Genomic DNA, 13,198 nt, shown 5'->3' on the forward strand with positions numbered 1-13,198 from the left:
AAAGCCTAAATAAATGTAAAAGGCTTGAATTTATCCAACTATTTTATTGTATTTAGCTAAGAAGACCCTTAACAAGTGTAATTTTGACTTTACCTGCTTTGAATTAATACGTCTATATATTAAAATGCAGTAAGAAGCAACATCAACTAAGTAAACCATTACCGAACTATGAAAAAATTAACACCTTTAGTTTTGTTTGTTTGTCTATCCATCTTATCAATGAGTTTTCATATCACAAAAGAAAATTCAAATGATCCTGTAAAAACAGAGATTAAAGATGATTCCACACCACAAAGTGTTGTGTATAAAATCAATCAAAGATTAGTAGATAACGATCAAAAAGAACTTAAATGTGTTTATAAAGATGGTGACATCATGATTGAGAGTAAAACTGAAATTTTATATACTGTTCCATTCAATGATGATAATAAATATATCACAGGTTTTAATAAAGAAAGAAAACTTAAGTATTTATATGTACTAAAAGACGATGGTTCACAAAAAATTATTGATTACCATCAATTTAATGAATAAAGAAAATATACATAAAAAAGGAGGTTGTCTCATCATCAAATGGGTCAACCTCTTTTTTTATTAAGAAATTTCATTTAAAATAATTGGTCAGTTATAGATTTTTATCCTTCATCATAAAACTCACATCCAACCATTTTTTAAGATAAATTTTCAATTTAAGGATCTATCTTATTATATTAGACTGATTTTTTATTTTTTTAACTAACAACTTTTTATGCTGGTCCAAAGAGATATTCAAACAGAATGCAAGGCACTTATATTAGAAGGCCGCCCTGATGGATATATTAAACAAAAAATTCTTGAAGTAAAAAAAAGTGCATCTGCCGCTGATTCACTCATCAAAAAAACTAAAAAAGAACTCATTAATAGTATTTCATTAAAGATCAAATCCATGTTAGAAGAAGGAAAAGATCTTATGACAATTAAAAGTGCTTTAATAGAGTTTCCAACGGATTTGTATCATGATGGAGTTAGTAGATTTTTAGACAAACAAAGTCTACAAATAAAAGCACAGATCTATAGATATGTCCAAGAGAAAGATGATAATGAAAATATTATCAAGCGATACTCAAGTGATTTATTTCCTGAAAATGAAATTAAAAAGTGGATTCAAAACTCTTTTGACATTGAAATTCAAAGAATTAATGCTATAAAAAAGAAAAATTTTCTATTTGGTTTTTTTGGTATTATTGGGTCTATTCTTCTTTTTCTTCCAGGTTTATTTATATTACAAACAGGTACTAAAGTTAGAAAAAGCTCCTATTTATTCTTATTGAGTATATTTTTATTTGCAAGTAGTTTGTATAAACTCTTTATGGGACTTACTAAAAAGATTCCAAAGAGACCTGAATTTGAGATTTCAGAAAACAACAAATGTAAACTTTATAGATTATGATAAACTTTTCTTCCTCCAGAATTCCATTCCTAAAATTCATATTTATTATTTTGTTTTTGTGGAGTATATTAAAAATGTATGATTTGTACTCTGTCATAAGTAATTTACCAGCGGCATTATTTGCTTGTGGTGCTATACTCATCATAATTACAGTGTTCATGTTCTTTACTTTGTCTTTAAATACTATTGCTTATGATGGTGAAAATGTCATTATTTCAAATCGTATTTTTGGAAAAGAAGAGGTGATCAACTTAGATGATATCAATACATTGGCCTCTTCAGATTTTAAATTAAATGCCAATGATGTTTATGGTATGGGAAATTTTGTAAAACTATTTTATACCAATAAGAATGGAAAAATAAAGTCTATTTATTCATTAAATCATATTGGAGATAGTTTAGAAAGCGACATGATTTTAATGCTATCAAAACTTAAAATAGAAAAAGAAAATCATAAATAAATGCTTTTTGATTACAGAGGGTAGTTCAAACATTTTTTATGAAGTATAGATTTCTCTGTGAAATCCCCCCTATTTTAATTTAACATTTATCGCTTTTTATATTTGATTAATTATATATCAAAGCAAACATTTTTTTTAATTAACTTATTACTTTTATGCTAGTCGAAAGAGATATTAAATCCGAATGTCAGGCACTTATTTTAGAAGGTCGCCCTGATGAATTTATTAAACAAAAAATTCTTGAAGTAAAAAAAAGTGCATTAGCGGCTGAAACACTAATAAAAAACACAAAAAAAGAGTTTAGAAAAGACATCAGGACAGAGATCAAATCTATGTTAGAAGATGGAAAGGATATCCAAACCATCAAAAAGGCCTTAGATAAATACCCTAACGATTTGTACAACGATGGAGTGAATACTTTCTTAAAACAAAATGGCTTAAAACTAAAAGCTGAGGTAAAAAAAAGAGTCCTTAAAGGAGAAAACTATAATAATATCATAAAACAATATTCCAATGATTTATACTCTGAAAACGATTTAAAAAAATGGGTTTATAATGCTATTGAAATGGAAATAGATAGAATTAAATCTTTAAAAAATAGAGACAAATTAATGGGTTTCTTTGGTGTTATAGGGGGTATAATATTACTTAGTTTATCAGTTATGGCTATGTCATCGGGTGGTAGGTTTCGTGTACGTACAACCATAGGCAGTATTTTTTTAATGATTGGTGGGTTTTATAAACTAACTGAAGGATTCAAAGATAATATTCCAACATTACCCAATTTTGATTTCTCAGAAGACAATAGTAAATGTGAACTATTTAGATAAGATCTTATATTTCTTATGATCGAATTTAGTTTAACATAGAGATACTATATATAGAAATAAAAAAGGAGGCTTCATATGTGTATAAAGTCTCCTTTTTTGATTGTATATATTTAATTCTTTGACTCAAAATACTCTTTCAATTTCGGATGAAACGTTAATCCAAAAGAATACACTGCCATCACAAACCCAATCACAGCTTTTGCTGGAATAGATACCATAAAATCAAAAAGTATAATTGCCCTAAAGAGTTGCAACTTTCCATTTAAAGCGGTGATAATCATCCCAATCAAATTAATAATATAGAAGCCTGCTGTATATAATATGTATTCAGGGTTAGCATTCGGTATTTCTAATTTCCCACTGGAAATAGCATAGTATAAACCAAAAGCTATAAATACTTTTAGTAAAAATGATACCATGATGATACGTAATGCCACCGGCTTTTTCATTGGATTTTGAAGAGTAATAGTTTCCATAATTATTGATATATTTTATGTTTTGAACTATTACAAATGTCTTATATCAGTGATGAAAACTTTTGGAAAATAGGCTCAATGATTATGACTTTTAGGTCATCACTATATTTTGATTTCCATTAACCCAACATAATAATTAGGATCAATTTCTAGTGATTCAAATTCATTACATTCCAACATCTGCCATTTTTGTATAGGCACTATTCGTTTAGTCTCATTATTAATAAGAATATCAAGGGGCATCATAAAACCTTCAACTACATTAATGTATCTATAAGCAAACCCTCCATCTACTTTTCTATATTCCATAACAGGTATTGATGTTGTTCTTAAGTATTGATCAAACACTTTAGAAAGGTCTATTCCTACTTCTTTACTTATATAGTCTTCAATTTGTTTTGTATCTACAGTTTGATGATAATATTGTTCATTCATCCCTCTCAATAACGATCTCCACTTTTCATCATCATCTTGGATTTTTCTGATCATATTGATCATATTACTTCCTTTGTAATACATGTCACCTGATCCTTCAGAATTAACATTGTATTCTCCAATAATAGGTCGATCATTCTGAATTGCTGACCTTGTTCCTCTAACATATTGCAAGCCGGCCTCTTTCCCATAGTAATACTCCACAAATAAACATTCTGAATAAGCTGTAAAACTCTCATGAATCCACATATCAGCAATGTCTTTATCGGTGATATTATTAGCAAACCATTCGTGACCTGCTTCGTGTATAATGATAAAATCAAACTTTAGTCCCCAGCCGGTGTTACTTAAATCACTTCCTAAATAACCATTCTGAAATTTATTGCCATAAGTAACAGAACTTTGATGTTCCATCCCCAAATATGGTACTTCTACTAACTTAAATCCATCTTCATAAAATGGATAGTGACCAAACCAGTGTTCGAACGCTTCCATCATGTCTTTGGCTTGAGTAAACTGCTTCTTTGCTTTCTCTAAATTATGTTCTAAGACATAATAGTTCATGTCTAGTTTTCCTTTTTCTCCTTTATATTGCTCGCCAAAATGGACATAATTACCAATATTGATGTTCACTCCATAATTATTAATTGGGTTCACTACTTTCCAGTGATAGGTCTTCGTTTTCTTTTTTCTATTTTTCTTCACTCCAACCAAACGACCATTAGATACATCCATCAAGTGTTCTGGTACTTCCACTTTTATTTCCATACCTAGATCGGGCTCATCGTACATATGATCTTTGTTAGGCCACCACACAGATGCACCTAGACCTTGACAAGAAGTAGCGATAAAATCATTTCCTTCCTCATCTTTTCCCCAAGTAAACCCTCCGTCCCAAGGTGCATTTACTGCTTCTTTAGGGTGTCCTTCAAAAAATATCTCAATACTATCTATTTCACCTACTGAATATTTCTGAGGAATATCAATAAAAAAAGCATTACCATTACGGGTAAAATTTAAATTGATTTTATGGTGTTTTACTTCAAGAATCTCCATAGGCTCTTGTAAGTCAATTTGTAGTTGTTGGGGTTGATCAATTACTTTAAAAACAACCGTATTAGTCCCTTTTATAAACTTTTCTTCTGAATGTACCTCTACTTCTAAATAGTACTTTTGTAAGTCCCACCAAGCCCTTTCAGATGTAATTGTTCCTCTTAGTGTATCTTGTTCTGAATACACGTGAGAATGTCCTTGTAATAATTGAGCCTGAAGGCAAGTTGTCATCAATAAAGAAAGGAAAAAAGTAAATGTTATTTTTGTCATTCGATTTATAATTGATATTATTCTTATAAAGATATTAAGCATTCAACAAAAAGAAAATTATCGATACTGGATTCTTCAATAATAGCCTTTTCATGTCATCTCATTCTTTTTAATAATAACAGGTGATCATGTAGAGTACATAATCACCTGATTTTACTTCATTTTTGATTTTTTACATCATTCGATACGTTATTCGTTCAAATAGATTTCATCAATCATTAGGAAAGGTGTTTGACCTGCACCGCCATGCCACTTCGGCATTCCACCATAATTTTCGATTTCAATTTTTATGTAACGTGCATTTTGATGGCCAATATTTACAGAGTTTGTTATGATTTTATGTTCATGTTCTAATACATTTTCATATTTAGCATAACCCACTTTTTTCCAATTTTTCTTATTGGTACTTACCCAAACAGTTGTTGCTTTTGGAGGGAAAATCCACACATAAGTATTCGATAGAGTATTGTATTTAACTTGTTTGATATTTGTCGTCTTACCTAAATCAATTACTGCTTCTAGATTGTTTTTGATGAAGCCATTCCAATGTCCATCAGCAAAAGCATCAGACGCCAATTTTTGATCAATTAACTGACTACCATCTGTTTTACCATAATCCTCTGTCTCATGTGATAGGTTAATTTTAGGATATCCTTTTCCTAACCTTGCAGACTGTGTTTTAATATATTGATGTTCAAATGTTTTACTCTCAATCAATCCTTCTTTAAAAGCCTTAGCCTTTAATGTTGTCGATTTATAAATCTGAATACCATTTGTGTATTTTTTCGACTTTGCATTAGGCTCAGAACCATCTAAAGTATATCTAATAATAGCATCCGTATTATTACAGAATAATTTGATAGGTAATGATGCTCCAAAGAAGTTTTCGGCATTAGATGAATAAGGAGTATTCGTTACTCTTTGTGCTACTTCAGGAACTGAGGTTATCTTTTCGCCTGGAGTTGCCTCATTCGATGTCGCCCAAGTTTTATTTGGTGTAGCCTGCATTTCAAAAACTAACTCTCCTCCATCCATTATTTCATGATGTTGGATGTATGCTCTATCCAATTGTTTTCCATTTAATGAAACCGATTGGATGTATACATTTTTATCAGAAGCGTTATTTACTTTGACAGAGAATGTCTTCCCATTTTCTAATTTGATTTTTGCCGCTTTTACCTTCGGTGATCCTATGATATAATTCATATCACCCGGAGTCACTGGATAAAATCCCATGGCTGAGAAAATATACCATGCAGACATTTGGCCAAGGTCTTCGTTATTTACTAAACCATCGGGGTCATTATGGTAAAACTCATCCATTACTTGATGCACCAACTCTTGTGTTTTCCATGGTTCTTGAGCAAAAACATAGAAATAAGGAATCTGATGTCCCGGTTCATCACCATGTCCATATTTCCCAATAAATCCTGAAATATCTACATGTTGTGCTCCTCCTAAGGTGGTTGTATCGGCTAAAATTGAATCAATTTTTTGTGCAAATTTCTTTGGCCCTCCAAACATTTGCATATAAGCTTTTACATCATGAGGCACATACATACTGTAAGCCCAAATATTTCCGGAAACGTAATTTTTCACTAAATCATCCCATGTATCTGTGGATACATTAGGCACAGTACCATCACTCATTTTAGGTAATAAGTAACCTGATTTTTTATCAAATAGCGCTCTGTACCCTTTCGATCTATCTAAATACAATTGCTCATTTTTTGAATCACCCAACTTATGGGCCACCTGAGCAATCGTCCAATCATAATAATTTTGTTCTGTTGTTTTTGAGACTGATGAGCCAATTTCACCAGGAACATAATAGAACTTCAGGTAATCATCCATCCCATTGACATCATAATTTGGAGAATGTTTTCCTAAGTAATTTGAAGCCGACAACATGGTCTGATAGGCTTCTTGCTGATTAATTCCCGGAATATCTTTTAATATAGCATCCGCTATCGGAGACACTGTATTGTACCCTATCATACAAATATTATCATGCCCTACAGCTTCCCAAATAGGTAACTCAACATCAGATACCGTTTTACGAGAGACTAATGAATTGACAAACTCTGCTGTTTTTTCCTTTTCAATTATTGTAAATAAAGGATGTAGTGCTCTAAACGTATCCCATGTAGAATAATTACTGTATTGTGGGTAATCAGTATGGTATTTTTTACCCTCCACTACAAAATTACCGTCAACATCAGAAAGAAGGTTCGGAGAGATAAAAGAATGATACATACCCGTCATGAATACTACTTTATCATCTTCATCAATCGTTTCGATTTCAATTTTATTTAACTTCTCTCTCCATGCATTTTGTGCAGCCACCAAAGCCTGATCAAAAGATGTTGTTTTAGCTTCTGCATCAAAGTTCTTTTTAGCACCTTCGAAACTCACATTGGAGATGGCAACTTTTAATTCTAATTGTTCATCACTTTTCACATCAAAAGTAACAACCGCTTTAGCTCTTTCCTCTTCAAATTTAGAAATCCCCTTTTTGGGTTGATCCTCATTGGTAATTAAATATTGATTGAAAGGTTTAGAAAATTCTGCGTAAAAATAAACTGTTCTTTTGCCTGCTTCTCCATTCGCTTTTTTATACCCTCTAATTGCATTGTCTCCAATAATTTCTACACTTGTACCGAAAATGGTTTCCATTAGGTGATGTGTAGGATCAAAAACAACATTTGCTTCACCAGAATTGTGAAAAGTATATTTATGAAAACCTACTCTCGGAGAAGCTGTTAATTCAACATCAATATTATCATCTAAAAGAGTCACTGAATAATATCCTGCTTTAGCGTCTTCTTTATCGTGAGAAAATCGAGACCTGTACCCTGTTTCTGGTGCCTCTTCTGTTCCTGAATTAGTAGTAGGATCACCCATAGTTGGCATCACTAAAATATCTCCCAAACCAGCTAACCCTGCCCCACTAAAATGTGTATGAGCAAAACCTTTGATAATCTGATCAGAATAATGATATCCTGAACACCAATTCCAATTTTTAAATTCGTTACTAGGACTTAATTGCACCATACCAAATGGCGTTGTTGCTCCTGGAAAAGTATGACCAATACCATTTGTACCAATCATTGGATCAACATAATCTATATTTTCTTTCTTATTACACCCTAAAATTAGAAGCATTAATAAGATGGTAATGTAATGTTTCATTTTACTTTATTATTTGATAATTGTGTTTATTAGGTAGTTTTCTTCTTACTAGGAAGAGGATGAATAAATGGGTAAAAAAGTATAATAGAATGTCTTAAGTTGTTTTTTTGTAATTCTATAAGACATAGTGATAAACAGTGCTATATAATAAAAGGTTACCTCATTTATGATGAGATAACCTTTTGATTTACATTCAATTATTTCAATAAATTTTCAGGATTTGCACCCCATGATTTATTAGGTTGATCACCCATCACAAAATGTAATACGCCTCCAATATTAATAGCGTCTTGCGTAATAAATGGATCTGTTAAGGCTTTACCATTTAAAGTTACAGATTGCACATAAATGTTTTTCTCTGATTGATTCTCAGCCACTACTTTTAAAGCATTACCATTGGCTAATTTCATTGTTACTTCCTCAAATAATGGTGAACCGATCACATATTTCTGATCTCCCGGACATACTGGATAGAAGCCCATTGCTGAGAATATATACCAAGCAGACATCTGACCACAATCTTCATTATTGATCATACCATCTGGCTTATCAGAATACATTTCATCCATCAAACGACGAACCATTGCTTGAGACTTCCAAGGTTGTCCAACATAATTGTATAAATATGGATTGGCATGTCCTGGCTCATCACCATGTGCATAACCTCCTACAAAACCAGAGATGTCTACATGTTCTTCACCTTGCATGTTTAGCTCTTCAGTAAACAACTTATCCAAATCTTTTTGGAAAGCCGTCTGACCACCTTTCAACTCGATGAAATCTTTCATAGCATGAGGCACAAAATATTCATACGCCCATAAATTACCTGAAATCCAATGCTTTTGAAGTGGTTCCCATTGATCTGTTTCAATATCACCAAACCATTCTCCGTTGGCTTTTTTAGGCCAGAACATATTTCTTTCTGGATGGAAAAGATTTTTATAATTCTCAGAGCGTTTCATGTACTCTTTGTATTTCTTCTCATCACCCTGCTTTTTGGCCAATTGAGCAATCACCCAATCTTCATAAGCATACTCTAACGTTTTCGAAACGTTTTTCGGAATTTCGGCAGGTACATAACCAAGTTTGATATACTCGTCTAAACCACCATCTCCATCTGAACTAGAGATTTTGTTGGTATGCGCAATATCGTCCATAGCAGCTAAAGCTACTTTTTCATCAATATTCCCCGTTTTCTTGATGATAGCATCATATATTACTGGAACAGATGGGTAACCAATCATACAAGTATTGTCTACACCACACAATTCCCAAAGTGGTAAATGATCATTTGCATCACTATATCTGCTGATTAGAGAATTCGCAAAATCAGTAGAATAATTCGGTGCTAAGAAACTAATAAGTGGTTTTGTTGCTCTAAAGGTATCCCATACAGAGAAAGAAGAATAGTTTGTGAAGCCATCTGCTTTCATTGTCTTTCCTAAAGCAACATATTGTCCATCAACATCCATAGATAAATTTGGAGCAATAAAGTTATGATAAACTCCTGTATAGAAAATTTTCTTTTGTTCTTCTGTTCCACCTTTCACCTCAAATTTATTCAAGACTTCAGACCATTCTGTCTGTGCATTGGCTAAAGCTTGATCAAATGATTGCTTTCCTTCAGAAGCTAAATTTTTTCTAGCACCCTCTAATGATACAGCAGAGATAGCAACTTTCATTTCAATTTGCTCACCTTCAACTGTTTTAAAGTTAGCAACACCAATTACATTTTTTCCTTCAGCAGTTGACGTTTTTGTCGCTTTTTGATCTTTAAATACTTGGAACGAATCAAAAGGTCTAGATAACTCTGCTACGAAATACACATAACGATTACCACCCCAACCGTTAGATTGGCAAAATCCTTCAATTTCTGTAGGAGAAACAACGTTGACTGAAGTATTCAATACTTGCTCAAATATCTTATTCGAAGGATCAAAGATGATATGTGATTCCATCGACTCAGGAAAAGTATACTTATGAAAACCTACACGTTTCCCTGTAGTGAGCTCTACATTAATATCGTAATCTTGTAATTTCACTTGATAGTACCCCGGAGTAGCTGTTTCCTCTTCATGAGAAAACCTTGATCTCCACCCTTCATCAGGGTTTTGTTTCGACCCTGCCTGAGGTTTAATCTCTCCTGTTGTAGGCATCACAGCAATATCACCTAAACCAGACCAACCCGTACCGCTCAAATGGGTATGGCTAAAGCCTTTTAAATTGGTATCTGAATAATGATAACCTGCACACCAATTCCATCCAGTATTATCACCATCAGGTGATAATTGAATCATTGAAAATGGTGTCGTTGCACCAGGGAAAGTATGGACAATCCCTCCAGTTCCAATAAATGGATCTACATAATCTATGGCTTCTTTAGCTGAGGTTGTTTGTGTTGGTTTTTCTTGACATCCGATGAATAAAACGGATAAAATTCCAACAATATATTTTAGATTTTTCATGATGTTTTTTGTCTTTGTTCGAAAGGCTTGTTCATCATTTCACGTACAAAAGTTTGATTACTTATGTACGTGAATTGAGTATGCTTATAAATTAGTAAGTCACGATTTCTAGTGTCTTAGCTGACACTAAATCTTTATGAGAGATGAAATACCCTTTATGTGTTTTTCCATCTACTTTAATCGCTTTTATTTTATTGGTCTTACCACCTGTTTTCTTAATCACCAATTGATCATTGTTCCAGAATTTTTTATCTAGGTGAATTGTTACTTCATCAAATTCTGGGACTGTAATCGTGTATTGAGGCACTGCAGGAGCATCTGGATAAATTCCCATCATAGAAAATACCACCCAAGCAGACATAGTACCTGTATCATCATTACCTGCTATACCGTCAGGTTGATTTGTAAAGTATTTCTTTCTTAGCTCGTGTACTTTTTCTGTGGCTTTGTGCTCTTGCCCTTTGATATAATTATAAATAAAAGGATAATTCATATCCGGTTCATTTGCCATATCAAATTGATCCTTTTCAAAGATTTCATCTAAACGATTGACAAAAGCTTTCTTACCGCCAAATGATTTAATTAAACCTGGGATATCTTGAGCTACCATTAAATTGTATTGGTAGGCATTCCCTTCAGCATAACCTACAGTATGTTCAAAATTAGCACCTGATAAAGGATTAAAATCAGCATACCATTTACCATCTGCGTGTCTTGGTCTTAAGAATTTTGTTTCTGGATCGACTAATTTTTTATAACCATTCGCTCTATTGGTGAACTCTTTATAAATTTCATCTTTACCTAATGATTTAGCAAACTGTGCAATACCAAAATCTGCCACATAATATTCTTGAGAAGTCGATACCGATGCCCAAAGTTTACCTTCAAGCTCTTCATCTACTGCTACATAACCATTCTCGATATAAGACTCGATACTTGGTCTAAAAGGATTACCACTTTCTACAGGGTAAGCCGATTTCATGATTGCTTCAAAAGCTTTATTTTCATCAAATTGATTTAATCCTCTTAAATAAGTGTCTGCAACAACTATAGCTGCTGGATCACCTACCATAGTAAAAGTTTCTGTTCCATTTAATTCCCATTTTGGTAACCATCCCGTCTCATCATAAATATCCAACATAGTATTGACCATATTTAATTGCTGCTCAGGATAAGCCAATGTCATTAATTGGTGAAGGTTTCTATAAGTATCCCATAATGAAAATACTGTATAGCGATCTCCGTCTGTATGTCTAGTTTTTCTTGTTTTTGCTTCTGGATATTCACCATTAACATCACTCATAATGTTAGGGTGAATCATTGTATGATATAAAGCTGTATAGAAAACTGTTTTTTCATCTTCTGTTCCACCTTCTACTTGAATCGTCGATAAAACATCATTCCAGTTATCTTTTGCTCTTTTTGCTACCTCATCAAATGAGATATTGGCTACTTCAGCATCTAGATTTTTTCTTGCATTTTCGATACTCACATAAGAGATACCTACTTTAACCTCTACCTCTGTAGGTTCTGCAAAATCATAAGAGAAGATCGTTCCTAAAGAATCACCAATAATTGGGTAATAAGCATCTTCAATTATTCTTTGTTGACCATTATACGCTTCCATCCAAGCGGCTTCTGGTCCTTCATTTAATTTATGTTGTTGCCAAACTGCCGTTTGATCCGCTTTCTTGTTTACTTTCATCACAAAGTAAACAGGATAAACTGTTTTAGGATTATTATAACAGAATGAACCTACCATTCTCATCCCTTCAATTTCTTGATTATTGACTACTTTTACCATAGCACCACTCTCATTAGAAAGTGCCTGACCTAGATTCAATAAAAGATTGGCTTTACCTGCTGGAAAAGAGAATTTTGAGATACCTGCTCTTTGTGTGGCTGTCACTTTAGCATCTACATCATATTTATCAATATGTGCTTCATATAGTCCAGCCTGTGCCTTTTGATCTGAAAGTGATGACCCATATTCCATAGGATGAATATTTACATCTCCTGTAGTTGGCATCACAATCACCGCACCCAAATCAGGACATCCCACACCACTTAAATTTACATGAGAGAATCCTGTAAAAAAGGTATTGGTATACTCATAGACTTGAGATAACCAACCGCTATCTTTTTCAAAAGAAGTTTCACCTCCAGAGGTGTTAAATGGAACTACTGATACCATTCCTCTTGGAGCAATAGCTCCTGGGTTAGTGGCTCCATAATTTGTTGTCCCAATAAATGGGTTGACATAATTTGTATAGTCTTGTGCAGATACAATCGATGATATCAAACAAGCAATCGCTATAGAGTAGAATTTCCTCAAGTTCATTTCTATTTAATTTTCAATCGGTTACGGTAGTAGTACTTAATTTCGTATTTATGTCGGGCAATAAGGGTAAAACCCTCACTTAATCAAAGTTACTTAACATCTATTTGCGTGAAAAAAACTTAAATCATATTTACAAATTTAAATAGTTTAACATTGAACTAATTACGAGCTTTATATAGACTTCAAAAAACAAAAAAACTCAGGAACTGTTCTAACAAACAATCCCTGAGTTTTTTATAATACTAA

The 13,198-nt window shown here is 32.8% G+C and carries 8 protein-coding genes and 1 pseudogene; 4 read left to right on the plus strand and 5 right to left on the minus strand.

Annotation, left to right across the window (positions count from 1 at the left end; all coding sequences use genetic code 11):
- Positions 1-168: 168 nt before the first annotated feature.
- The 4 genes from NH26_RS22050 to NH26_RS22065 all read left to right on the plus strand — a co-directional run bounded on the left by NH26_RS22050 (position 169) and on the right by NH26_RS22065 (position 2,720).
- The gene (locus NH26_RS22050) at positions 169-534 is read left to right on the plus strand and encodes a hypothetical protein (RefSeq protein WP_139263235.1); all 366 of its coding nucleotides are present in this window, start codon (positions 169-171) and stop codon (positions 532-534) included.
- A 214-nt stretch (positions 535-748) separates the two neighbouring features.
- Positions 749-1,429 (plus strand): hypothetical protein, encoded by a 681-nt coding sequence (locus tag NH26_RS22055; RefSeq protein ID WP_044220790.1) that lies wholly within the window; start codon positions 749-751, stop codon positions 1,427-1,429.
- A gap of 74 nt (positions 1,430-1,503) precedes the next feature.
- Positions 1,504-1,890: a hypothetical protein gene (locus NH26_RS22060; protein WP_044220787.1), complete on the plus strand. Its 387-nt coding sequence runs from the start codon at positions 1,504-1,506 to the stop codon at positions 1,888-1,890.
- 155 nt (positions 1,891-2,045) lie between these two features.
- Complete coding sequence (locus NH26_RS22065) at positions 2,046-2,720, plus strand: hypothetical protein (protein ID WP_044220784.1); 675 nt, start codon at positions 2,046-2,048, stop codon at positions 2,718-2,720.
- A gap of 110 nt (positions 2,721-2,830) precedes the next feature.
- Here the strand turns inward: NH26_RS22065 and NH26_RS22070 are convergent, their stop codons facing one another.
- From NH26_RS22070 to NH26_RS22090, 5 genes and pseudogenes are all read right to left on the minus strand, one after another.
- On the minus strand, positions 2,831-3,196 hold the full coding sequence (locus NH26_RS22070) for a hypothetical protein (protein WP_044220781.1): 366 nt from the start codon (positions 3,194-3,196) through the stop codon (positions 2,831-2,833).
- Between the two features lie 102 nt (positions 3,197-3,298).
- Positions 3,299-4,954 carry a M1 family metallopeptidase gene (locus NH26_RS22075; RefSeq protein ID WP_084812327.1) on the minus strand — a complete coding sequence of 552 codons (1,656 nt, stop codon included), beginning with the start codon at positions 4,952-4,954 and terminating at the stop codon, positions 3,299-3,301.
- 189 nt (positions 4,955-5,143) lie between these two features.
- Positions 5,144-8,146 carry a GH92 family glycosyl hydrolase gene (locus NH26_RS22080; RefSeq protein WP_052431891.1) on the minus strand — a complete coding sequence of 1,001 codons (3,003 nt, stop codon included), beginning with the start codon at positions 8,144-8,146 and terminating at the stop codon, positions 5,144-5,146.
- Positions 8,147-8,343: 197 nt separating this feature from the next.
- Positions 8,344-10,617 (minus strand): annotated as a pseudogene (locus NH26_RS22085) (GH92 family glycosyl hydrolase); the annotation flags it as partial.
- Between the two features lie 85 nt (positions 10,618-10,702).
- Positions 10,703-12,952 (minus strand): GH92 family glycosyl hydrolase, encoded by a 2,250-nt coding sequence (locus NH26_RS22090; protein ID WP_044220772.1) that lies wholly within the window; start codon positions 12,950-12,952, stop codon positions 10,703-10,705.
- Between the last annotated feature and the right edge of the window lie 246 nt (positions 12,953-13,198).

This window comes from Flammeovirga pacifica (assembly GCF_000807855.2).
GTDB classification, from domain to species: domain Bacteria; phylum Bacteroidota; class Bacteroidia; order Cytophagales; family Flammeovirgaceae; genus Flammeovirga; species Flammeovirga pacifica.

Coding starts and splice junctions, on each gene's coding strand:
- NH26_RS22090 (WP_044220772.1), bottom strand. CDS start 12,952: ATGAACTTGAGGAAATTCTACTCTATAGCGATTGCTTGTTTGATATCA.
- NH26_RS22070 (WP_044220781.1), bottom strand. CDS start 3,196: ATGGAAACTATTACTCTTCAAAATCCAATGAAAAAGCCGGTGGCATTA.
- NH26_RS22050 (WP_139263235.1), top strand. CDS start 169: ATGAAAAAATTAACACCTTTAGTTTTGTTTGTTTGTCTATCCATCTTA.
- NH26_RS22060 (WP_044220787.1), top strand. CDS start 1,504: ATGTATGATTTGTACTCTGTCATAAGTAATTTACCAGCGGCATTATTT.
- NH26_RS22065 (WP_044220784.1), top strand. CDS start 2,046: ATGCTAGTCGAAAGAGATATTAAATCCGAATGTCAGGCACTTATTTTA.
- NH26_RS22075 (WP_084812327.1), bottom strand. CDS start 4,954: ATGACAAAAATAACATTTACTTTTTTCCTTTCTTTATTGATGACAACT.
- NH26_RS22055 (WP_044220790.1), top strand. CDS start 749: ATGCTGGTCCAAAGAGATATTCAAACAGAATGCAAGGCACTTATATTA.
- NH26_RS22080 (WP_052431891.1), bottom strand. CDS start 8,146: ATGAAACATTACATTACCATCTTATTAATGCTTCTAATTTTAGGGTGT.